The sequence below is a fragment of the Faecalimonas umbilicata genome, assembly GCF_042846195.1.
Taxonomy (GTDB): Bacteria; Bacillota; Clostridia; order Lachnospirales; family Lachnospiraceae; genus Faecalimonas; species Faecalimonas umbilicata.
This window is the reverse complement of record NZ_AP031411.1, coordinates 496,271-517,558: the sequence shown is the minus strand read 5'-3', so window position 1 is coordinate 517,558 and position 21,288 is coordinate 496,271. Positions and strand designations below refer to the sequence as shown.

General features: G+C 43.9%; 25 protein-coding genes and 1 other annotated feature. Of the genes, 1 reads left to right on the top strand and 24 read right to left on the bottom strand.

Features of this window, described 5'->3' with window-relative positions; translation table 11 throughout:
• Window positions 1-44 precede the first annotated feature (44 nt).
• The 16 genes from rplL to yiaK all read right to left on the bottom strand — a co-directional run bounded on the left by rplL (window position 45) and on the right by yiaK (window position 11,552).
• Entirely contained in the window at window positions 45-422 is a 378-nt protein-coding gene (gene rplL / locus ACGG81_RS02620; protein WP_009245166.1) for a 50S ribosomal protein L7/L12, read from the bottom strand.
• Between the two features lie 52 nt (window positions 423-474).
• Window positions 475-1,008: a 50S ribosomal protein L10 gene (rplJ, locus tag ACGG81_RS02615; RefSeq protein WP_008976730.1), complete on the bottom strand. Its 534-nt coding sequence runs from the start codon at window positions 1,006-1,008 to the stop codon at window positions 475-477.
• Between the two features lie 28 nt (window positions 1,009-1,036).
• Window positions 1,037-1,172: a sequence feature (ribosomal protein L10 leader region), on the bottom strand.
• 35 nt (window positions 1,173-1,207) lie between these two features.
• A complete protein-coding gene (gene rplA, locus ACGG81_RS02610) occupies window positions 1,208-1,900 on the bottom strand; it encodes a 50S ribosomal protein L1 (RefSeq protein WP_009263123.1) in 693 nt (230 codons plus the stop codon).
• Window positions 1,901-1,965: 65 nt separating this feature from the next.
• Window positions 1,966-2,391, bottom strand: a complete 426-nt coding sequence (gene rplK / locus ACGG81_RS02605) for a 50S ribosomal protein L11 (RefSeq protein WP_008976732.1) — start codon at window positions 2,389-2,391, stop codon at window positions 1,966-1,968.
• A gap of 96 nt (window positions 2,392-2,487) precedes the next feature.
• Entirely contained in the window at window positions 2,488-3,003 is a 516-nt protein-coding gene (gene nusG / locus ACGG81_RS02600) for a transcription termination/antitermination protein NusG (RefSeq protein ID WP_008976733.1), read from the bottom strand.
• A gap of 42 nt (window positions 3,004-3,045) precedes the next feature.
• The gene (gene secE / locus ACGG81_RS02595) at window positions 3,046-3,267 is read right to left on the bottom strand and encodes a preprotein translocase subunit SecE (RefSeq protein WP_016441040.1); all 222 of its coding nucleotides are present in this window, start codon (window positions 3,265-3,267) and stop codon (window positions 3,046-3,048) included.
• 22 nt (window positions 3,268-3,289) lie between these two features.
• Window positions 3,290-3,439, bottom strand: a complete 150-nt coding sequence (gene rpmG / locus ACGG81_RS02590) for a 50S ribosomal protein L33 (protein WP_008976735.1) — start codon at window positions 3,437-3,439, stop codon at window positions 3,290-3,292.
• A 141-nt stretch (window positions 3,440-3,580) separates the two neighbouring features.
• Entirely contained in the window at window positions 3,581-4,060 is a 480-nt protein-coding gene (locus tag ACGG81_RS02585; protein WP_008976736.1) for a hypothetical protein, read from the bottom strand.
• Window positions 4,061-4,062: 2 nt separating this feature from the next.
• The gene (locus tag ACGG81_RS02580) at window positions 4,063-4,479 is read right to left on the bottom strand and encodes a DUF4430 domain-containing protein (protein WP_317344929.1); all 417 of its coding nucleotides are present in this window, start codon (window positions 4,477-4,479) and stop codon (window positions 4,063-4,065) included.
• Between the two features lie 87 nt (window positions 4,480-4,566).
• The gene (locus ACGG81_RS02575; RefSeq protein WP_008976738.1) at window positions 4,567-4,920 is read right to left on the bottom strand and encodes a DUF2752 domain-containing protein; all 354 of its coding nucleotides are present in this window, start codon (window positions 4,918-4,920) and stop codon (window positions 4,567-4,569) included.
• 23 nt (window positions 4,921-4,943) lie between these two features.
• Complete coding sequence (locus ACGG81_RS02570) at window positions 4,944-5,549, bottom strand: DUF4234 domain-containing protein (protein WP_390109412.1); 606 nt, start codon at window positions 5,547-5,549, stop codon at window positions 4,944-4,946.
• Window positions 5,550-5,730: 181 nt separating this feature from the next.
• The gene (locus tag ACGG81_RS02565) at window positions 5,731-6,189 is read right to left on the bottom strand and encodes a YhcH/YjgK/YiaL family protein (RefSeq protein WP_120092144.1); all 459 of its coding nucleotides are present in this window, start codon (window positions 6,187-6,189) and stop codon (window positions 5,731-5,733) included.
• Between the two features lie 25 nt (window positions 6,190-6,214).
• The gene (locus ACGG81_RS02560; RefSeq protein WP_320853092.1) at window positions 6,215-7,009 is read right to left on the bottom strand and encodes a hypothetical protein; all 795 of its coding nucleotides are present in this window, start codon (window positions 7,007-7,009) and stop codon (window positions 6,215-6,217) included.
• 22 nt (window positions 7,010-7,031) lie between these two features.
• Window positions 7,032-9,158 (bottom strand): hydantoinase/oxoprolinase family protein, encoded by a 2,127-nt coding sequence (locus ACGG81_RS02555; protein WP_009263129.1) that lies wholly within the window; start codon window positions 9,156-9,158, stop codon window positions 7,032-7,034.
• A 13-nt stretch (window positions 9,159-9,171) separates the two neighbouring features.
• Window positions 9,172-10,524, bottom strand: a complete 1,353-nt coding sequence (locus ACGG81_RS02550) for a citrate transporter (RefSeq protein ID WP_120105454.1) — start codon at window positions 10,522-10,524, stop codon at window positions 9,172-9,174.
• Between the two features lie 26 nt (window positions 10,525-10,550).
• Window positions 10,551-11,552 (bottom strand): 3-dehydro-L-gulonate 2-dehydrogenase, encoded by a 1,002-nt coding sequence (gene yiaK, locus ACGG81_RS02545; protein WP_390109407.1) that lies wholly within the window; start codon window positions 11,550-11,552, stop codon window positions 10,551-10,553.
• 449 nt (window positions 11,553-12,001) lie between these two features.
• On the opposite strand from yiaK, the gene ACGG81_RS02540 reads away from it, so the two are divergent.
• Complete coding sequence (locus ACGG81_RS02540; RefSeq protein WP_016439688.1) at window positions 12,002-12,937, top strand: D-2-hydroxyacid dehydrogenase; 936 nt, start codon at window positions 12,002-12,004, stop codon at window positions 12,935-12,937.
• 12 nt (window positions 12,938-12,949) lie between these two features.
• On the opposite strand, the gene ACGG81_RS02535 is transcribed toward ACGG81_RS02540, so the two are convergent.
• The 8 genes from ACGG81_RS02535 to ACGG81_RS02500 form a co-directional block, all read right to left on the bottom strand.
• The gene (locus ACGG81_RS02535) at window positions 12,950-13,954 is read right to left on the bottom strand and encodes a LacI family DNA-binding transcriptional regulator (RefSeq protein WP_117577153.1); all 1,005 of its coding nucleotides are present in this window, start codon (window positions 13,952-13,954) and stop codon (window positions 12,950-12,952) included.
• A 309-nt stretch (window positions 13,955-14,263) separates the two neighbouring features.
• Complete coding sequence (locus ACGG81_RS02530; RefSeq protein ID WP_270196324.1) at window positions 14,264-15,253, bottom strand: siderophore ABC transporter substrate-binding protein; 990 nt, start codon at window positions 15,251-15,253, stop codon at window positions 14,264-14,266.
• Between the two features lie 72 nt (window positions 15,254-15,325).
• Window positions 15,326-16,078 (bottom strand): ABC transporter ATP-binding protein, encoded by a 753-nt coding sequence (locus ACGG81_RS02525; protein ID WP_009263133.1) that lies wholly within the window; start codon window positions 16,076-16,078, stop codon window positions 15,326-15,328.
• Complete coding sequence (locus ACGG81_RS02520; protein WP_390109402.1) at window positions 16,075-17,058, bottom strand: iron chelate uptake ABC transporter family permease subunit; 984 nt, start codon at window positions 17,056-17,058, stop codon at window positions 16,075-16,077. The genes ACGG81_RS02525 and ACGG81_RS02520 overlap by 4 nt, the downstream gene beginning before the upstream one ends.
• The gene (locus tag ACGG81_RS02515) at window positions 17,039-18,013 is read right to left on the bottom strand and encodes an ABC transporter permease (RefSeq protein WP_390109399.1); all 975 of its coding nucleotides are present in this window, start codon (window positions 18,011-18,013) and stop codon (window positions 17,039-17,041) included. The genes ACGG81_RS02520 and ACGG81_RS02515 overlap by 20 nt, the downstream gene beginning before the upstream one ends.
• A 118-nt stretch (window positions 18,014-18,131) precedes the next feature.
• Window positions 18,132-18,536: a helix-turn-helix domain-containing protein gene (locus ACGG81_RS02510; RefSeq protein ID WP_270196321.1), complete on the bottom strand. Its 405-nt coding sequence runs from the start codon at window positions 18,534-18,536 to the stop codon at window positions 18,132-18,134.
• A gap of 96 nt (window positions 18,537-18,632) precedes the next feature.
• Entirely contained in the window at window positions 18,633-19,544 is a 912-nt protein-coding gene (locus ACGG81_RS02505) for a DMT family transporter (RefSeq protein ID WP_390109396.1), read from the bottom strand.
• Window positions 19,537-21,177, bottom strand: a complete 1,641-nt coding sequence (locus tag ACGG81_RS02500; protein WP_390109393.1) for an amidohydrolase — start codon at window positions 21,175-21,177, stop codon at window positions 19,537-19,539. The genes ACGG81_RS02505 and ACGG81_RS02500 overlap by 8 nt, the downstream gene beginning before the upstream one ends.
• Window positions 21,178-21,288 lie beyond the last annotated feature (111 nt).

Sequence of the window (21,288 nt, the reverse complement as noted above, 5' to 3'; positions counted from 1 at the left end):
ATGACAGCCTCATCTTATTTTATTGTAGTGTTTTCACAATACAATTATTTTAAGTTAACTTCAGCACCTTCTGCTTCTAATTTAGCTTTGATTTCTTCAGCTTCTGCTTTAGAAACGCCTTCTTTAACTACCTTAGGAGCTCCGTCTACTACTTCTTTAGCTTCTTTTAATCCAAGTCCTGTGATTTCACGAACAACTTTGATTACTTTAACTTTAGATGCTCCAGCAGAAACTAATTCTACGTCGAACTCATCTTTCTCTTCTGCTGCTCCAGCTCCGTCTCCAGCTGCTGCTGCAACTACAACACCTGCTGCTGCAGATACACCAAATTCTTCTTCACATGCTTTTACTAATTCGTTTAATTCTAATACTGATAATTCTTTGATCGCTTCGATCATTTCAGCTGTTGTTAATTTTGCCATTTTACTTACCTCCATAAAATTTGCTTTATTTTCGTTTTTTGATTTTTATAGATTATTCAGCTGTTACTTCAGCTGCTTCCTCTGCTGCCGCTTCTACAACTTCGCCATCTTTTTCAGCGATTTGTTTAATAACACGAGCAAAGTTTGTAATTGGTGACTGAATGCTTCCAAGGAATTTGGAAAGTAATTCGTCTCTTGAAGGAATCTTCGCTAACTCGTTTAAAGCTGCGCTGTCATAAACAGTTCCTTCTACTACACCAGCTTTTAATTCTAATGCTTTTGCGTCTTTTGCAAATTTGCAAAGAATTCTTGCCGGAGCTGTTGCATCGTCTTTAGAAATTGCGATCGCGCTTGGTCCTTCTAAGTAAGAATCAAGTTCAGCGAACTCTGTTCCCTCGAATGCTCTTCTCATCATTGTGTTCTTGCAGACTTTGTAGATTACACCAGCTTCTCTTAACTGTTTACGTAACTCAGTATCTTCTGCTACTGTTAATCCACGATAATCAACTAAAACTGCTGACTGAGCACCCTGGATGTCTTCCGCGATAGCCTGTACGATCGGTTGTTTTAACTCAACTTTTGCCATGAATGGTATACCTCCTTATAGATTTATACCGCCGATATAAAAACCTCTCTGTCAAAAGACAGAGAGGCTAGAAAATTCATATTTAGAATTTACATCTCCTCGGTAGGCGTTTTCTCCTTATGCCTTACGGCACCTACTGTCTTCGGCAGTTATTGCTCTGCTATTATAGCATCTTTATATATTTGATGTCAATAACAAATTAAGCTAATTTTGCTGGGTTTACTTTTACACCAGGTCCCATTGTAGAAGTAAGAGTCACACTCTTTAAGTACTGTCCCTTAACTGCTGCTGGTTTTGCTTTGTTGATTGCATCAATAAGCGTCTGGAAGTTGTCCGCTAACTGTTCTTCTGTGAAAGAAGCTTTTCCTAATGGCACATGGATAATGTTTGTTTTATCTAATCTGTACTCGATTTTACCGGCTTTGATATCTGCGATTGCTTTTGTAACGTCCATTGTTACTGTACCAGCCTTCGGGTTTGGCATTAAACCTTTTGGTCCAAGTACACGTCCTAAACGTCCTACAACACCCATCATGTCTGGTGTAGCAACTACAACATCAAAATCAAACCATCCTTCGTTCTGGATTCTTGGGATTAAATCCTCTGCTCCAACGTAATCTGCTCCAGCTGCTTTTGCTTCTTCTGCTTTTGCGTCTTTTGCAAATACTAAGATACGAACTTTTTTACCTGTTCCGTGTGGTAATACAACCGCACCACGGATCTGCTGGTCAGCGTGACGTCCGTCACATCCAGTTCTGATGTGTGCTTCGATTGTCTCATCGAATTTTGCTACTGCAGATTTTTTCACTAATGCTACTGCTTCTTCTTTGTCGTAGAGATTTCCTCTCTCGATCAACTTAGCAGCCTCAATATATTTTTTTCCTCTTTTCATATTAAATAACCTCCTAGTGGTAGTATCGGGAGCTAGCCCTCCCACATTAACTGTTTACAATCTTCTTATTCTTCTACTTTAACACCCATACTTCTGCAAGTTCCAGCTACCATGCTCATAGCAGCTTCGATTGTTGCAGCGTTTAAGTCTGGCATTTTTGTCTCAGCGATCTGTCTTAACTGTTCCTGAGTAATTGTAGCAACTTTGTTCTTGTTCGGTACACCTGAACCAGATTTGATGTTACATGCTTTTTTGATCAATACTGCTGCCGGTGGTGTCTTTGTTACGAAGCTGAAGCTTCTGTCATTGTAAACTGTGATCACAACAGGAATGATAAGGTCTCCCTGATCTGCTGTTCTTGCGTTGAACTGTTTTGTAAATTCAACGATGTTTACACCGTGCTGACCAAGAGCTGGACCAACCGGTGGTGCTGGTGTTGCCTTTCCTGCTGGAATCTGTAATTTAATATAACCTTGAACTTTTTTTGCCATTTTTCAGTACCTCCTTGTGGTATTCGCGGGGATTTCCCTCCCACTCGATTTGTTAAGTGATAGTCTTTGTTCCGTTCCAAAGACCATATCTTATTGTTACATCTTTTTAACTTCTGTGAAACTTAATTCGACTGGTGTTTCACGACCAAACAATTCAACATTGATTGTCAAACTCTGTTTTGCTGGGTTTACTGTCTGAACTGCTCCGACTGTCCCTTCCCATGCTCCGGCAACAACAGTGATTGTATCGCCTTCCTCAAAATCAACGACAATGCTTTCACTCTGGATTCCGAGCGGCAGCATTTCCTCTTCTGTGAGCGGAACCGGCTTAGATCCCGGTCCTACAAATCCTGTCACGCCTCGTGTATTTCTTACGACATACCATGTGTCATCATTCATGATCATGTGAATCATAACATATCCAGGGAACATCTTCTTCTGAACCGCTTTCTCGGCACCGTTCTTCAGCTCGATCACTTCCTGCATCGGAACACGGACTTCAAGAATCTGGTCCTCCAGATGTCTGTTTTCGATTGTCTTATCAATGTTGGCTTTCACCTTGTTTTCATACCCAGAATAGGTATGAACTACATACCATTTTGCCTCTGACATAAAATCACCTTTCATTATTGCTAACAGTTCACATATCCGTTCCTATTTCACCAATAAATCAATACCGTATTTTACGATAACATCGATAACTGAAATCAATGCCCCTAAAAAAACGGACACTGAAACGACTGCTGCCGTTTGTTTCGCAAGTGTTTTCTTGTCTGGCCAAATAACTTTCTTAAACTCAGCTTTCATGCCTTGAAACCAGCTTGTCTTCTGAGCTTTTTTCTCGGATTTTTTCTTATCCTTAGTTTTTTCGCCCATAACATTCACTTCCTTTCAACAACTATTTCGTTTCTTTGTGTAATGTGTGTGATTTGCAGAACTTACAGTATTTTTTTGTTTCCATGCGTTCCGGATGAGATTTCTTATCCTTTGTCATGTTGTAATTACGTTGTTTACATTCTGTACATTCCAATGTGATTCTTGTGCGCACAACTTCCACCTCGCTTTTTTTAAATTGAATTCTGTGTTACATGGTAGTTTGCGAGACTACCCAAATTTAGGCATAAAAAAAAGACCTACTTCCATTCGCCAGTATAGCTTACCATGCACCCTGCGGATTTGTCAAGTTTTTTTACTTGATTTTCCGCAGGATATACTGAAGTGGTCTAAAAAAAATAAGAACCGTGATAAAATTGCCGATTCCATGCAGAATGTCAAACGGAATCCCGCTGATCCACCATGCAATTCCGGCTCCAATTCCTCCTGTCACTGCATATGGAACTGCACACAGCATGCCGAACGCCAGTCCGAAAAATCCACTCAGAACCGCCCACAGAAGCAGGCTGTTGTTCTTTCTGAATATCCGCACAAGCAGATATAAAATCGTCCACACATACAGATACATGATCCACCACACCCCGAAGCCATAGAGGATTCCCTCCAGAAGCGCAAACAGATAGATGATCACTACTGTACGTTTTTCAAATACAAGTGTATAAAGAATGATCAAAAGTGATACAAACTCGATATTTGGCAGGAAAGAAAAGGCGACCTGGACTATGACCAGAATCGCCGCAAGAAATGCATTTCCAACAAGCTCTCTTGTTTTCATTACTATTCTCCTACTGTATACGCAATCTCAAATGCATCTCCGTCTGCTACCGGTTGCTCTGAAATCCCGTAATTGCAGTATTCACCATTGACAGAAAAGCCCCAGTAGGCACCGTCTTTCTCAAACACGGCTTCCTCACCGTTTACCGTATCTACCATAAGACCATACTCACTGTCTTCCCCTGAATAAGTAAGCCCTTCTTCTTTTGCCTCATCCATCGCCTGCTGAAGATATTCTGCATCTGTCTTGATCTGATACTCTTTCTTTTCTCCATCTTTATTTACAACTGTGATCGTCACCGACTTGCTTCCTTCCTGTGCCTGCGGCCGGAACATCATGTAAGCTCCTGCAAATAAAGCGATCACAACTACAAAGACTGCAAGGGCAATCCATATTTTTTTATTCTTTTTATCTTTCATCTTTTTTTCCTCCTTTTGAAACTGCTTCATCTTAACATTTTCAAAAGCTTCCGTCAATCCTCTTTCTCTGCCACCACAACACCGAATCTATGCTACATTTCTCCAAATTCCAAATGCACACAAAAAAATCGTATACACAACTAACAGCTTTTCATTCCATCCTGGCATCTTTTTCCCTCTTTTTACCCGGATCCACTCTGCAGCAAGTTCTCCCAGAAGAAACGGACTTGTCACAAACAAAAATGGATTTGCCCGAAAAGCCCCCACAAAATCCTGCTCAGAAATACATAAAATCAGGGTGGTTATCCCACATCCCGGACAATACCACCCTGTGATCTTACGAAATATGCACGGAATCCCGATCCCTGTCACCTTCAGCCAACAAAAATAGATCACTCCGACTGCCAGCACGGTCCATATTGTCCCTGCTTTTTTCTTCATCTTGCTCTTTTCCTAAACCGTTCCTAATTTCCCACCTTCTTATTGACCGTATCCTGGATCAGGCACAAGTCAACAATGCTCAGTCCTAAAATAGCAATGACAATATAAAGGATACCGGAACTTGAATTCACTCCTTTGATCTTATCGCCGCGCTCTCCCATCTTATACAGCCAGTAAAACTCATAGATTCCACATGTGACGATAGAAAGTAAGATTACCATTCCGCTGGAAGTTGCGTTCGGCTCTCCAGCAAGCTGATTGATCTCATCATTTAATTTGATGATCCAGTATAATCCATAAAGTCCACATGTGACAATCGTCAAAATGACACTTAGCGGAATACTTCTTCTCTCAATCCCATGAATACCTCCTCCGTAAGGTCCCGGCATCTGGCCATAACCTGCGGCATTATTATTCTGAAAGCCATTATTCTGGCAGTTCATATTTTGCCCGTTCTGTTCAGACCGATTTTGGCCATACGTTTCCTGAGACTGATGACTGCTGTTGTAGTTGTTCCATGGATTCTGCTCCTGCTGTGCATTCGCACTATCTTCCGCACTCGCACCGCAATATACACAGAACTTCATTTCCTCTTCCAATTGTGCACCGCATTGCTGACAATATTTCATAGTAATCCCTCCTCATAAAAATATGGTTTCATTTTATCATACTCCTCCCTATTTTTCTACAAAGTCTGCTGATTTTTTTCACGCAACACATGTTTCTTATCACATAGAATCCCATAGTGATTCCCATGAAAAAAAGCCCTACACCACAACTGGCATAAGACTTTTTCTTTCATGACATTACTTATACTTTTACTTTAACTACAATTTTCTTCACCTGGCATGCTCCGTTTTTTGTCATTCTCCGTGGTGCATGACCATCCTCCGGAGGCACGATCGCAAAATCTCCTGCTTTTAAGACGATGGAGCCGCTCTGATCCGGCTCTTCATAGAAAATCAGATCTCTCTCTTCGTCATATTCCATCGCAGGAGTCAGATTATCCAAAGGCTCATAACCGAAGACTTCCTCCCCCTCTGCGACATATTGAATATCGAAATACTTGCGATGTGCTTCAAACGGACAGTCTTCCGGTGTCATTGTCGTATAGCTCTGCACGTTTGCATAGATCTCTTCCCCGTCGATCGGAACGTTCCCGACAGGCAGTGCCAGAAGATCTGTCTCTCTCAGAAAGCAGAATGCCTTCTGAAATTTCTCATCAAGATAATTATATTTTTCAGCGTATTTCATTGTTGTTGTCAGCATGATTTGCCCCCTGTCTGTCCGGATCTCAGTCCAGACAAGTATTCTTGTTTTCTCTTTTTTCCTGCAGTTTCTGCTCTTCTGCCCGCAGACTGCACACTTCCTCGTACAGCCCCCACGCAGCATTTTGATCATAAGCATACACAAGCAGAACATCGAGCATATAAGGCGATACCTCGATCCCTGTCATCTGTGCCGCAAATGCCATTGCTGCAATCTCAGACAGGCAGACGATCGATGAACGGTTGGAAAACGGGCGGCGCCACAGCTCTACCTTCTCCGTGCGGGTATAGATTTCTTTTTCATGCCTCTCTTCCACCGCATGAAAGAGCTCATGGGAAAGCAGTACCGAGGTCAGTTTTTCTGCCTCTAAGAGCGGACAGCCGCACACTTTGTAGATACGCTGTGCCTTTGCGATACAGTCTGTAAAGATTGTGATTTCATCCGGCTGGACAAACTGTGCAAACAACACGATTCCGCCTCCTGTCGGTGTCTTTTTCTTTAAGACTTTCATTCCCATCCGTTCTGCCAGAAGTTTCGGATCGTTTGTCCCATACTCTTTGGCAACTTTATCTGCCCATTCTCTTCCACAGACATTGGCTTTTGCGATATAATGGCATTTCTGCTCTCTTGTAAATCTTCCTTCCAGTGGTTCCCGTGCAAAGGCATACATTCCCCAGACTGTTTCTGATATCTCTGACAATTCCTCTGCCATCTGCTCCGGTTCCACCTGAGGATACTGCGGAACCACATAAGAAGTGCCTTTTAAGGAAAATGCATCTACCAAACGATTCCACTTTTCTTTTTTTCTGCTTCCTTCCATATAAAAGGCACCCCTTTCTCTTTTACAAACTGTTCTTTGCTCCCACGATGATCACATCCTCTCCCGGATTGATCATCTGCATCTCTACTTCCATCAGCATCATGATCTTATCCAGGTCAATAGAACCTGCAAAGTCCATGACTCTCGCACCGGCGCAAATATAATAATCCGGTCTTAAGATTGCATCCTGCTGATAAATGGCCAGTTCCTCCCAGAGCTGAGAAACAATATTACGATAACTTCCTGCCTTGCACAACACTGCTTTTGCATCATTTCTCTGCACTTTGATAAATCCTTTTTTATCGAGGATACGGACTGGATGTTTTCCTTTTCGTTCCATCCCAAATACATAGAAGTTCTTTGTCGCACATTCTTCTTTGACTTCTGATTTGGATGCTTTTAAATCTTCTGCCGCAAGCTCGCATGCTTCCTTTGGCGTACACTCTTTCAATAAGTCTGTTGTCTTCACTTCTGTAGATCCAAGTGCGATTGCAGTCAGTTTCGATGTCTGCGGATCAATTTCAATGTGGACATCCACACTGTCGGCTGCCGCACCGCTTTCTACCGCCTTGTCGATTGCTTCCGCCTTGATGGAGCGGATATCTTCCGGTGTCGGATTTGGCACAACACGCTCTACAACATCACGCACCATCGCGAGCGCAACACCAATAGAAGAAATTACTTCCGCATTTTCCGGAATCGAGTAACGAAGTCCCATTTTATCTGAACAGAACCCGATCAGAGATGCGGCACCTCCGCCGACTCCGACAAGACTGATCTGATCTTTTTCCAAACGATATTTTTCTGCCAGATCCATGATGATCGGCTGAATCTTTTCGTAAGCTCTTGTCAGGATCTGTGTTGCGACTTCTTCCACTGTTTTTCCCATGTAATCCGCAAGCGGCTGCATTGCTTTTCTTGCTGCATTGGCATTTCCATATGCGAAATATTCCGGCTTGATCAATCCAAGGACATTTGCCGCACAAGTATTTGTGATTGTGATCCGTTTCCCACTCTTCAATTCGATTGCCACATAGTCATCCGGATCTCCTTCCTTTGGGCTGAAGAAGACAACTTTCGGATCTACGATTTCTTCTTCCGGAGTAAATACAGCATAATCCATCCCTGCGATATGCGCCGAACGTGGCCCTACATCTTTGATACCGCCTCTATCCGCACGCACCATACTTCCACCTGCTACACCGAGCACGCGCACATCCAGACTGCTGATATAAGTTCTGTGTCCTCCTACAACGGAATAATCGATGGCAGGACGTCCGTCTTTGATGACACCGATATTCGTTGTCGTACCACCTACTTCAAAATATACACCGTTAGAAGCGCGCAGATACATCAGACTTCCCATCACAGAGGCTGCCGGTCCGGAAAGCATCGTCAGTACCGGACGTTTCTTCATCTCGCTGATCTCCATAACACCGCCGTCACCTCTCATGATCATAAGAGGCACTTCCACACCTGCGCTTCTGACACTCTGCTCTGTAGAATTAGCAGTGTTCAGCATTTTCGGCAGGATAGAAGCATTGATCGCAGCTGTCCGTGTACGGCGTGTAAGTCCGTAAAGCTTTGTGATCTCACTTGCCGCCGTCGCTTCGAGCCCCATATTTTTCGCAATCGCACAGATCCCTGTCTCATTTTCCATATCGTCTACACCGTAAGATTCACTGGAAACAATTACCTGCGCCCCTTCTCCTACGAGAGATTTGATCGTATCTGTCACAAGTTGGTCAGACAGTTTCTCATCACAAATGAAGCGATTGTGCAGATGGATAAATCTTCCGGACCCTAGATTGATGTCTTTCATATTTGTCTGTGCTTTTGCAAGCCATCCTCCTACCCCTTTCGGTCCGACTCCGACTACACCTACATGCGCCACATCACCCTCGATCAACGCATTGGTTGCCTGCGTCGTAGAGTGGGCAACGAAGATAACATCTTTCGGATCGATCTGGTTTTCTTTCAGACAATTTTGAAATGCCTGAACAACACCGGCTGCCACACCTGCTTTGTCATCGTGCGATGTTTTCACGGAAGATTTTCCGATGATCTGATGTGTTGCATTGTCGATCGCAACTGCCTTTGTATGGGTTCCGCCGACATCTATTCCCATGCGTACTTTTCTATTACTCATTTTCACCCTCTCCTTAACCAAACATGATATATGTGATTGCCTGCATAATTGCGCAGATGATCCATGCAACCGGCAATGTCTTCTTCAAATGTTCTCTTGTAGAAACTTTTGCATAGCTTACACCCCATGCGATCCAGCTCTGTGTCATACAGATTGATACATTCATCGTGATCGAAGGAATGACCATCAGCGCATACAGATATGGTGTGGAAAATCCGATTCCTTTTAAAATTCCGAGCGTAGCTGCCCCACATCCAAATAAGGTAAACGGTCCACGGAACAATCCAAGCGGTGCCAGTACTGCAAATGCGATGCTGATGATTAGTGTGTTGTTCGGAATAATATTTCCAAGCAGTGCATTGAAATACGGAACACAAAGTTCTGCTGCTTTGTTGAACATCGGGATCATCAGAAGGAATCCTACAAGCGGAGCAGTGTCTACTACACCGTCATAGAAATCTTTATTCAGCACACGGCATGCCCCGCGGAATGTCTTTAATCTTCCACAGATGATCAGTGCGTAGAAACTTCCTATAATAAATCCAAGAATGATCGGCACATTGAGAATAACAAGCAGAAGCACCGGAAGAATCGGAGCGATCAGAGCCGGTGTCGGCACATATCCCGGACGGGCTTTTCTCGCCGCCGAAGCACTCCACGCATGTACTGTCTTTTTCTTTCTCAGTGTAAATGCACACATTGTGATTACTAGAACAAGCTGTACTGCAAGGCCGATCACCGCCCATCTTAAGCGTGCAGGATCATCGTATGTGATCAGTTGTTTTCCATCCTCCCCGAGGAAGAATGCGAGGAACTGACCAGAAAGCACCGGGTTTAAATACATTCCTGCACCGACACTCATCATGAACGAACCGATGGAAAGCGTTTTCGGAATCCCAAGACTCATAAGGATCGGAAGAATGATCACACCGATTGCAACTACTGCACCTGCTCCGAATAATGTAGAGAAAATAGCTGTTGTCACTGTTGACAGAAGCACACATATAACGATCGGTTTATCTCCGCCAAGCTCTACGGCTTTTCGAATCAATGCATCCGCAATACCAGTCTCTAACAGCACACGTCCAAACCATGCGCCGAACACAACGTTTACAAGTACACTTCCCCATCCTTCTGGTCCTGACTGGAAGACTTTCGTGATCGCATCTACAAAAGAAATATCCGTCACTCCCGGGTAAGCCGCTATAAAATCAGGATTTGTTGCAAATGTATTTCCAATGAGCGGGAGAACTGTCCAGATCACTCCCATAATGAGCATACCCATCATCAAATTTCCACCGCGAACCGCATAGACTGCCAGTCCGACAAATGAGATGAGCAGCAAAATACCAATGATATATTCCATAACTTTTCCTCCTAGTATCTGTCACTTTACATTTTCAGAACAGATTCCCATACTTCCTCAATAACTGGGATTCCATGTTCTTTGTTGTCACGAATGCTGTTCAATTCCAGTTCACCCGGATAGAAGACTTCTCCGCCTTCGGTAACCGGCTCTGAAGATTTGATATCTGCAAGAATCTCGTCCACAATCTTATCTGTCTCTTCTGCTGTCTGGAATTTTGTCGGATCAACTGCGATCATAATCTGTGTCAGCCCGACTTCGTCTCCGAATGTTCCGATTTTCTGTACTGAATTTCCATTTGTCAGAACCGTCGCAATCAAATCTAACATAATAGAAAGTCCACTTCCCTTCCAATATCCCATCGGAAGTACGCGCCATGTTTTCTCAATCTCTGTCGGATCTGTTGTGAGTTCTCCCTTTGTGTCATATCCACCCGGAACCGGAAGCTGCACACCGCGCAGACGACAGTCTTCAATCTTTCCGTAAGAGAACTGTGACACGGCACAGTCTACCATTGCATGTTCTCCATTCGAGCGAGGAACTGCCATGATCAGCGGATTATTTCCGATCTTTCTGTCTGCTCCACCCCATGCAGGCATATTCGGCATTGTGTTAGACCAGCAGATTCCGATGCATCCGTTCTCCGCTGCCAACCATCCATAAGTGCCGCCTCTCATCCAGTGATTGTTATTTCCAAGAGCAACACATCCGATTCCATATTCTTTTGCAAGTTCACATGCTCGGTCCATTGCACGCTTTGCATTCAGCGGACCAAACCCACGATGTCCATCCCATCGCTCAATTGCACCCATACTCATCTCGCATGTTGCGCGCGCATCTGGATCGATCTCTCCTTTTTCCAGATAACTTACGACACGCGGAAAGCGATTGAGTCCGTGAGAAAACACACCAGCCAGACTGTTCTGTGCAAAAATCACTGCTGCACTCTCTGCATCCTCTCTCCGAAATCCTTTTTTCTCTAATACACGTGCAAATTCCTGCACCATCACATCATATTGAACTCTCATTATGTGATCTCCTTTCAACTTTCTGAAACATTTTGCCTTTTACAATTGTCAATTTCAAAACAAACTAATTATTTTTTGAAACTTTATAAAAGCGCTTTCTTTATTTTTCATTATAGTTATCTATCATATTTTGTCAATATATGTGATGAAAAACAACTATTTTCGTCATTTTGTCTATTTTTTGTATTTATTTTAGTGCAAAATAACGATTTATTTTTAACGTTTATTATGTTCTTGAAAGGTTTTTAAATCATTTTTAAGAAAGGGCTTTCACAATATCTTGTTCTACATCAGAAATTTGTCGCACCAATGGCGTTCTCAAAGATATTCGAAAACAAAGAATTTACATAACTAGTACATTCATGGTAAACTTTTATAAACTATCGCTGTCACAGAAACTGTCTACAGGCAACAACCTGCCATGCAGCGAACAGAAAGGAGACTACTATATGAAACTTGTATTTTTAGATGCGAAGACAATCGGCGATGATCTTGACCTCTCCCAGTTTGACCAGTTCGGAGAGGTTGTCAAATACTCTTTTTCTACTCCGGAGGAAGTTCCCGGGCGCGTTTTGGATGCTGATGTGATTATTGTAAATAAGATCCTGATCAACGAGGCTTCGATTGGAACTGCAAAAAAGCTTAAATTAGTCTGCGTAACAGCTACCGGCACGAACAATCTTGATAAAGAATATTTAGACAAACGTGGCATTGCATGGCGGAATGTTGCCGGATACTCTACGGAATCGGTTGCACAGCACACCTTTGCCATGCTGTTTTATCTTCTGGAACATTTGAGATATTATGACGATTATGTCAAAAATGACCATTATACAAATGATACGATCTTCACACATTTTGAGAAGACCTTTTATGAACTGAAAGGCAAGACATGGGGAATCATTGGTCTTGGAAATATCGGTCGAAGAGTTGCCTCCATTGCAAACGCATTCGGAGCAAACGTGATTTACTCTTCACCTTCAGGCGCGGCTCCTCAAGAAGGTTTTCATCAAGTTTCCCTTGATCTGCTCCTTGAGACTGCCGACATTGTATCCGTACATGCACCGTTAAATAAGTATACGGAAAATCTCATCGATTTTTCGGCATTTCGAAAAATGAAGAAAAGCGCTATTTTCTTAAATCTTGGTCGCGGTCCGATCGTCGTGGAGAAAGATTTGAAACGGGCACTGGAAACAGACGAAATACGAGCTGCCGGTCTAGACGTCCTGTCTGAAGAGCCCATGTGCACAGACAATCCGCTCCGCGGCTTTTCTGACAGTAACCGCCTTCTTATTACACCTCATATCGCATGGGCAAGTATCGAAGCGAGGACAAAACTAATGAACATTATCGCAGAACAGATCAAAGAGTTCTTCAGCCTATAAGGCCTGAAGAACTCAGACTGTCTTTCCCGCTACAAGTTCCGGCTGGATTGTGCAGGAAGAATATGCATCTGTCTTCTCGATCAGACTTGTCAAAAGCTGTACACTGAACATCGCAACAAGTTCCGGTTTATTGTCGATCGTTGTAAGTGTCGGCTCACAGATCCTTGCATATTCTGAATTATTGTACCCTGTCACAGCCACGTCTTCCGGAATCCGGTAACCTTCCTGCAAAAGTGCTTTCACTGCACCTGCCGCTGTAATATCTTCTCCACAGACCAATGCTGAGAATTTCTTTCCGCTTTGGATCAGCTCTCTGACTGCCCGCATTCCGCCTTCCAGATCAGATGTTGTATGTAATACCTTCTTCTTTGCCTCAGCAATTCCGGCACGCTGCAGTGTATCGACAAATCCTTCCCATTTGAGCCGGGCACTGACGGTATCCATATCCTTTACATAATAGATATCTCTGTGTCCTTTTTTGAGCAATTCATTTACCGCAAGTGCAATTCCATACTTATCGTCTACGAGAACCGAATAGGAATTATCCATTTCCAGCTTTCCATTTGCCAAAACAACCGGAACCGTCCGCAGAAGCTTTTTAATTTCTGGTTTCTTACAGATCGTATTAAACACAGATCCGACTAGAACGATTCCATCTACCTTTTTCTCCAACATCGTCTGCAGATATTTCTCTGTCTCCTCTGCCTCTCCACCTGTATTGCAGAGAGTAACCTCATATCCTCTGTGACTTAATTCCCGCTCAATCGTGTATGCCGTCCGAGCATAGTGCGGCACACGAATATCCACCGTAAGCACTGCAACCGTACGCATAGACTTACTGACCATGCCTCGTGCAATGGCACTTGGTGTATAGTGATTGCGTTCAAGTACCTCCTCTACTCGCTCTCTCGTCGCAGGATTCACGTTGCCCTTATGATTGAGCACTCTCGACACCGTAGAGATTGAGACTCCTGCTTCTTTTGCTATATCATAAATGTTCATGTTTCTTGATTCCATTTCCTCTCCTTATTACATTTCCCCGTGAAAGGGCTTTCTAAAAGCATACGAGATAAAGTATATACTTGTCAAGGTATTGTCTCCAGATTACGGTTGCCGGACATGTCTCCTCTGTCTTTCTGTCAGATTCCCACCAGGTTCCCTGCACAAATACATCGATCCAGTCGCTTTAAAAACAGATGCAATGCTCTGTAGAAATGTAACTTCAAAAAAGGCATCCTCCGGTACATGTTCTGTAGCCGGAAAATACCTTTTCCTTCTCTATAATTTTATCACTCTGCAACAGTATTTTACAATGCTTTTGTTCTCTTACAGTGCATTCTCCAGGTCAGAAAGCATAATGTTAAGTGCTGTGATCCCCCCTTCTGCTGTATACCACACTGCTGGATGTTCCAAATAGATAATCCGTCCATTCTTATATGCATCTGTTCCCATGACAAGTTCATTCTCCACAATTTCTTTCGCGGTCTGTGCCCCGTCTGCACCAATCGCACTATCTCTGTCCATAACAAAAATATAGTCTGGATTCTTCTCCACTACCGTCTCAAAAGATGCTTCATTTCCATGTGTCGATGTGCTCTCTGCCGCAGTAAGATTTTCAAATCCAACCTCTCTTCCAACAATCGAGCAGCGTCCATCATTCCCCATCAAGTTGAAACTTCCGCTTGTCGTCATACCAACTAACGCTGTTTTGCCTTCTGCTGTTTTCTTCAGTGCCTTAATACGTTCGTCAAACCCTTCTGTCTTTTTCGATACTTCATCTTCCAGACCGAACATAGATGCGATGGTCTCCGCGTTTTTTGTCACACTCTTTACAATGCCGAGCTCACTGTCTGTGGAGAGGAATACGACCGGTGCGATTTCACTGAGCGCGTCATAAGAAGATGCCAGACGTCCTCCGATGAAAATCACATCCGGGTCACACTCCATAACAGCCTCAAGATCCGCTTCTTTGATCGTTCCCAGATTTGCTACCTCTTCATTATCCACATAATCAGTAAGATATTCCAGAGAGGTAGAAGCGGAACCTACAACACGGTCTCCCATTCCCAGATTATCGAGAATGTCAAGTGATGCCATATCAAGCACCGCGATTCTCTCCGGATCGTACGGAACTTCCAGATTCACCTCTTCCTTGTTTCCATTAAAGGATTTGATCATCACATTCTCCGGTGTCTGCTCCTTTGTCTGTTCTGTCTCCGCCTTTTTGGAGGTATTGCTTTTCTCCTCCGCCTGTCCGCATGCTGCCAGGCTGACCGCCATTGCTCCCGCAAGTAATACTCCTGTTAATTTTCTCATCGTTTTCTCCTTTTCCTTCCTTCTTTTGCTTTCTTTTTATTTTCTGTTTCTTTTACCGTAATTCTCTTTGCCTTAATAATAGATGCACAGTGGTTTCCCTTCGATCCTCAATATTTCAAAATCTACCTGGTAAATCTCTGAGAGCACCTCTTTTGTCACAACTTCCTCGACTGCTCCGTATTTTGCAATTTTTCCATCCTTAAACGCACAGATATAATCCGAGTAAAAAGATGCATAGTTAATCTCATGCAGTACAAGTATCACAGTCTTTCCGAGATCATCACTTAATTTCCTCACCATTTTCATCAGGTTGGTCGCATGGTAAATATCCAGATTGTTCGTCGGCTCATCGAGAAGCACATATTCGGTATCCTGCGCAATTACCATGGCAATGTATGCCCTCTGTCTCTGTCCTCCTGACAACTCGTCGATGAAACGGTCTTCAAACTCCTTCAGTTCCATATAGGCAACTGCCTGGTCTATGATCTTTTCATCTTCCTCTGTAAGCCTTCCTCCTGTGTGAGGAAACCGCCCAAATGCCACCAGTTCTCTGACAGTGAGTTTCATCTGGATATGGTTGCTCTGAGTCAGGATCGCCAGATGTTTGGATAACTCCTTGCTCTTCCATTTTTCAATGCTTTTTCCTTCTACTTCCACAAGCCCCTCATCTTTTGCGATCAGACGTGAGATCATACTCATAACCGTGGATTTTCCGGCACCATTCGGGCCAATCAGGGCAGTCACTTTCCCTTTCTGTATCTCAAAGGAAACGGAATCCACAACGGTCTTCCCATCATACTGTTTTTTCAACTCATGGATTCTCAAAAATTAACCCTCCTTTTTCCAAGCAGAAGATACAGGAAATAAATCCCGCCCCCTACTGTAATAAATACACTAACCGGAACTGCGTAGACGAACACCTGCTCTACGATCATCTGGCCTCCTGCCAGAACAATCATCCCAAACAGTGCTGATCCCGCGATCAGCTGTGAATGGCGGTACGTCTTCAAAAGCTGTCTGGACAGGTTCGCAATGATCAGTCCCAGAAATGAGATCGGACCTACCATCGCTGTGGCAATCGCAATACAGAGTGCCACTCCAAGTAAAAGTCTTCGAATCGCCCGGTCATAGTCCACCCCGAGATTGACCGCCTGATCTCTTCCGAGTGTCAGAACATCCAGAAGCGCAAGTTCTCTTCGTAGTGCAAATATCAGAACTGCCAGCAGCAGTACCGCAAACACAATAATTTCCGAATTGATATTGCTAAAGCTTGCCACAAGCGACGCAAGCAGACTGTCATATTCGTTCGGATCCATCACTCTGACAAGCGTACTCTGAATACTCCCAAAAAACGATGTCAGTACCGTCCCTATTAAAAGCACATACAAAATGTTATGATTCGTCTTACGGAACAGATAACTGTAAATGACTGTCGCCGCCACTCCCATCAAAACAAGGTCCACCGCAAAAGAAATGTTCCCGTTCACCACAAGGAAACTTCCCGATCCCGCCACAAACACGACCGCGGTATGGATCAGTGTATACAGAGAGTTCATTCCCAGAAGACAAGGCGTTACAATCGTATTGTTGATCACAGACTGGAATACAATGGAGGCCCCTCCGATCGCAGCCGCCGTGACAAGCATTGCGATCAGCTTCGGAATCCTTATCTTCATCGCATAGCGGAAGAGCCGCTCATTTGCAAATGACACGTCGGTAAACAGGTATGCAGCGGCAGCCACAACCACAAGAAATACCAGCAATGCCAGCTTCCGTCTGTTTTTTCTATGCGCCGCACTGCCCATTGCCAATCCCTCCTTTCCCAAACCGGACTGCTTTTCTTCCGTTCTTCAGACGATACAATAGCAGGATCACGAACAGAACACTTCCTACTGTTCCGATGATCAGCTCAATCGGCAACTCGTACGGCATAATCACAACTCTCCCGATCATATCGCACACCAGCACGAATAACGCTCCGAAAAGAGCCGTATCGATTAAAGTACCGCGGATCTTGTCTCCTTTGAACATCGCAACAATGTTCGGTACGATCAGTCCAATATAGGAAACAGAACCAACTACAACAATCACAGAGGCTGTGATCATCGCAGCGATCGTAATTCCCATAAACAGAATAAAATTATACGGAACACCGAGGTTTTTTGAAAAGTCCTTTCCCATTCCCACAATATTGAAGTGATTGGCAAACACGAAAGCAAGAATCACCAGCGGCACCGCCATATATACGATCTCATATCTGCCTCTGAGTACCATTGAGAAGTGTCCCACAAGCCATGTAGAAAGCGCCTGTGTCATCTCATACTTATATGCGATGAAATTTGTAATGCCTCCGATCACATTTCCAAACATAATTCCTACAAGCGGAACGAGTACCACATCTTTGAACTGAATGTGCTGGATAAACCATACAAAAATCCATGTTCCGAGTATCGCTGCCACAAATGCAAAAGCCGCTCTGCCCCACAGTGAGGAATTCGGCAGAAATACAAGCGCCAGCAGTATCCCAAGCTGGGCAGATGAAATTGTGGCTCCTGTGGATGGAGAGACAAATTTATTCATGCAGAGCTGCTGCATAATCAGTCCCGCCGTACTCAGACCGATTCCAGTACATAAAATTGCAAGCAGTCTCGGCACTCTCGAGATCAGAAACAATTTCACAGTCTCCGGATTTCCTGTCAAAAACGCTCCGGGATCTGTGTCGATCACGCCGATAAAAAGTGATACGATCGATAAGATCACAAGCGCCACTGCCAGAATGATCGTTGATATATATTTTTTAATAACACCACCTCCGATTAGTTTTATTTTACATATATTAGTTTACACTAACTCATGGGTAAAAAAATATATTCATTTCTTATTCCGTGTCAACTATACACAGTTTTTCTTTTTCCTGCAATACCTTACTTTTTTGTAAGTCCCCACACTGTCTGATCTCATTCTTTCTGACATATTTTTCGGCAAAGCTGTGAGCAGCACGGACCATTTCTTTCACCTCCGCGTATTCTTCCGCCAGATAGTAGCGGATAATGGACGGCTTCTGTTCCTGTTCAACTTCTCTGACCAGTATCTCTGCCTCTTCCAGTTCTCTTAAACTTGTATAAAGTACCTTCTCTGAAATGCCGGAAAGTGCTTTTTTTAATTCGGAAAAACGATTTTCTCCGTGTATGATATGCCACAAAATTCTCATCTTCCATTTTCCTCCCAGTATACGATGTGTAAAGATTAACGGACAGCTGCATGTACTTCTGATGTCTGGCATAAATATCCCCTTTCTAAATCTTTCTGCAAAATTACCTCTGCATTTTATAAGATTTCATCAGATTTTGCAAGCTGTCCACTTTATTTTTATTTCACTCTACTTTTTAAATTCCGTCTTCTTTTTCCCCTGAACCAGCTCGGATCCAATCGCACCTACAACGATAATGACTGCCCCGATCATCTGCAAAATAGTCAGATGCTCATGAAACACAAGGAATCCAACCAATGTCCCTACAACAACTTCCAGTGCAGATAAAATACTGGTCGTTGTCGCCTCTACATACTGAGTAGATTTCACACATGCCACATTCGCCACCATCGTACAGAGTATTCCAATCCCAAACAGATCCCACAAAAGATTGGTCACCGGAGCCGCCGCAAAATGTCCTGCAACTGCACCAAAATCCATTCCAAACAACAGAGCCACTGCCGCTCCAAGAAATCCGTAGACAAGCAGTGTATCTCGGTCATAATCTTTCGCGAAAAACTTTGGAAGCAAGATCTGCAACGCGACACCGATTCCATTGACCACTCCCGCAAGAATACCGATCGCATCCAGTTTGATATTTCCTCCTCCGATCAGATTTGCCACGAGTATAGCGCCAATCAGACAGACAAAGATCGTAATAATCTTACTTTTCTCGAGTTTTTCCCCAAACATAAACCTTCCAAGGATTGCAACCCAGATTGGACTCATAAACATCAGTACTGTCGCAACTCCAACCGGAATTCTCGATACTGCCACACTATAGCTGACAAAGCTGATACTGTAGGCGACTGCCCCATACACGATGCAAATAATAATCCCTTTCAGATTGATTTTAAGCGCTGCCGGCTTTGTGATCAGAAGGAATACAAAATACGCCGCCCCCGCCAGAGCACATCGGAAGAAAGAAATCTCAATATTGGAAAACTGGTATTTCGAGAGATCTCTCACGAAAATCCCCATAATCCCCCACATAACTGCAGTGATCACTGCCAGTGCAATCCCTTTGCTGCGCTTATTCATGACTTGCCTCTCCTTCTCTTACGTTCTCTTTTTGCACTTCTTCTCTGCGATAAACTACTTCATTTTCTTTCAATGTCATAAGCACCTGGATATCCGCGAGTGCTTTCACATCTGTCTCCAGAGGATTCTTATCAAGCACGACAAAGTCCGCATATTTTCCAACAGCGATTGTTCCTTTTTCCTGCTCCTCGTGATACTGGTATGCCGCATAACTTGTGATCGCTTTGAGCGCATCAAGCACCGGGATTCTCTGATTTTCCCCAATCACCTGACCGGTTCTTGACACACGGTTCACTGCACAGGAAACTGTCCGCATCATATCTGGCGGAACTACCGGTGTATCCTGATGAAATGTAAACTTCATTCCATCCTCAAGCGCATCTTTTACCGGTGAAATCTGGCTTCCCCTCTGCGCTCCAAAATTTTTGATATGGATATCCCCCCAGTAGTAAGTATGCCCCACAAAAAAACTCGGAATCATCCCGATTGCTTTCATTCGTCCCAGCTGATCTTTTCTGACAAGCTGCGCATGTACCATCACTGCACGGTTGCTGTCTTTCTCTCCTCTTGCTTCTAATTCTTTCTCAAACTGCGAGATATATTGTTCTGCCGCCGCATCCCCATTACAATGTGCGAGAAGCTGCTGCTTTTTATCCAAAGCGACTGCAATATACTCCCTTAATTTCTCATCGCTGTGGATCGGATACCCACAGTATGTGTCGTCTCCTTCGTAAGGCGTTGTCATCCACGCAGTTCTTCCCTGCGGAGAACCATCAAGGAACACTTTAAAGCCGCCCATTTTAAAATGATCTTTATACCGTCCCGCATATTCCGGCTCCGTCTCCGGCAAATCTGCTGCAGTCATTACATCAGCATAGCCAACGACATCCAGCTTCAGAAGTCCTGCACCCGATGCATACTTTAACAGCTGAAACAACGGCTTTGCAACCATTCCATCCTGTACCGTTGTTACCCCGTAGCTTGCATACATCTTCTGCGCTTCCCCGATCAGTCGCATCAACTCCTCCATCGATGTCATCGGAAGCTTTTCCTGGAATGCCAGAAATGCTTTCTCTTCCATGTAACCATCCGGTTCTCTCGTTTCTGCGACTCTTCCGTAACGTCCACCCGGACAGTCCTCTGTCGCTTCCGTAATCCCCTGAACCTCCAGTCCACGGCTGTTTGTCACACCCATATGAGAAGATGCATGGATTAAGAGAACTGGATTCTCACTGCTGATCTGATCTAACACCGTCTTATCCGGATGTCTTCCTTCTGCAAGAAAGTTCTGGTCATAATTACATCCGATGATCCATGCATCCCCCGGCAGATTTCTCTTCTCTTTAAACGCTTTCATCAATTCTATGATCTCTCCGAAATCCTTACAAAGAGATAGATCACACTGTGTCATCGCATTGGCTGCACCGACAAAATGAGAATGTGCATCAATAAATCCCGGCATCAGCACCGCACCGTTCAGATCAATCATCTCATCTGCATCCTCCTGAAGCTTCAACACGTCCCCGGCTGTTCCGACCGCCTTGATCCGCCCATTCTCCACACACACTGCCTCTGCATACAGTGCGTCATCTTCCATGGTCAAAATCGTTCCATTTGTATAAAAACTCTTCATAAATTCTCCTCTTCTTTCATTCTATTTCAATATATTTTTTCTTCTTTCCTCTTCCGACAGCCGCAAGTGCGCCTGTTTCGTCCTGCTATGTTCCTCTCTCTAAATCGAACT

Bases quoted from the DNA above. Each gene is read 5' to 3' on its own strand.
- rplL (WP_009245166.1), bottom strand. From the start codon at position 422: ATGGCAAAATTAACAACAGCTGAAATGATCGAAGCGATCAAAGAATTA.
- rplJ (WP_008976730.1), bottom strand. From the start codon at position 1,008: ATGGCAAAAGTTGAGTTAAAACAACCGATCGTACAGGCTATCGCGGAA.
- rplA (WP_009263123.1), bottom strand. From the start codon at position 1,900: ATGAAAAGAGGAAAAAAATATATTGAGGCTGCTAAGTTGATCGAGAGA.
- rplK (WP_008976732.1), bottom strand. From the start codon at position 2,391: ATGGCAAAAAAAGTTCAAGGTTATATTAAATTACAGATTCCAGCAGGA.
- nusG (WP_008976733.1), bottom strand. From the start codon at position 3,003: ATGTCAGAGGCAAAATGGTATGTAGTTCATACCTATTCTGGGTATGAA.
- secE (WP_016441040.1), bottom strand. From the start codon at position 3,267: ATGGGCGAAAAAACTAAGGATAAGAAAAAATCCGAGAAAAAAGCTCAG.
- ACGG81_RS02585 (WP_008976736.1), bottom strand. From the start codon at position 4,060: ATGAAAACAAGAGAGCTTGTTGGAAATGCATTTCTTGCGGCGATTCTG.
- ACGG81_RS02580 (WP_317344929.1), bottom strand. From the start codon at position 4,479: ATGAAAGATAAAAAGAATAAAAAAATATGGATTGCCCTTGCAGTCTTT.
- ACGG81_RS02575 (WP_008976738.1), bottom strand. From the start codon at position 4,920: ATGAAGAAAAAAGCAGGGACAATATGGACCGTGCTGGCAGTCGGAGTG.
- ACGG81_RS02570 (WP_390109412.1), bottom strand. From the start codon at position 5,549: ATGAAATATTGTCAGCAATGCGGTGCACAATTGGAAGAGGAAATGAAG.
- ACGG81_RS02565 (WP_120092144.1), bottom strand. From the start codon at position 6,189: ATGCTGACAACAACAATGAAATACGCTGAAAAATATAATTATCTTGAT.
- ACGG81_RS02560 (WP_320853092.1), bottom strand. From the start codon at position 7,009: ATGGAAGGAAGCAGAAAAAAAGAAAAGTGGAATCGTTTGGTAGATGCA.
- ACGG81_RS02555 (WP_009263129.1), bottom strand. From the start codon at position 9,158: ATGAGTAATAGAAAAGTACGCATGGGAATAGATGTCGGCGGAACCCAT.
- ACGG81_RS02550 (WP_120105454.1), bottom strand. From the start codon at position 10,524: ATGGAATATATCATTGGTATTTTGCTGCTCATCTCATTTGTCGGACTG.
- yiaK (WP_390109407.1), bottom strand. From the start codon at position 11,552: ATGAGAGTTCAATATGATGTGATGGTGCAGGAATTTGCACGTGTATTA.
- ACGG81_RS02540 (WP_016439688.1), top strand. From the start codon at position 12,002: ATGAAACTTGTATTTTTAGATGCGAAGACAATCGGCGATGATCTTGAC.
- ACGG81_RS02535 (WP_117577153.1), bottom strand. From the start codon at position 13,954: ATGGAATCAAGAAACATGAACATTTATGATATAGCAAAAGAAGCAGGA.
- ACGG81_RS02530 (WP_270196324.1), bottom strand. From the start codon at position 15,253: ATGAGAAAATTAACAGGAGTATTACTTGCGGGAGCAATGGCGGTCAGC.
- ACGG81_RS02520 (WP_390109402.1), bottom strand. From the start codon at position 17,058: ATGGGCAGTGCGGCGCATAGAAAAAACAGACGGAAGCTGGCATTGCTG.
- ACGG81_RS02510 (WP_270196321.1), bottom strand. From the start codon at position 18,536: ATGCCAGACATCAGAAGTACATGCAGCTGTCCGTTAATCTTTACACAT.
- ACGG81_RS02505 (WP_390109396.1), bottom strand. From the start codon at position 19,544: ATGAATAAGCGCAGCAAAGGGATTGCACTGGCAGTGATCACTGCAGTT.
- ACGG81_RS02500 (WP_390109393.1), bottom strand. From the start codon at position 21,177: ATGAAGAGTTTTTATACAAATGGAACGATTTTGACCATGGAAGATGAC.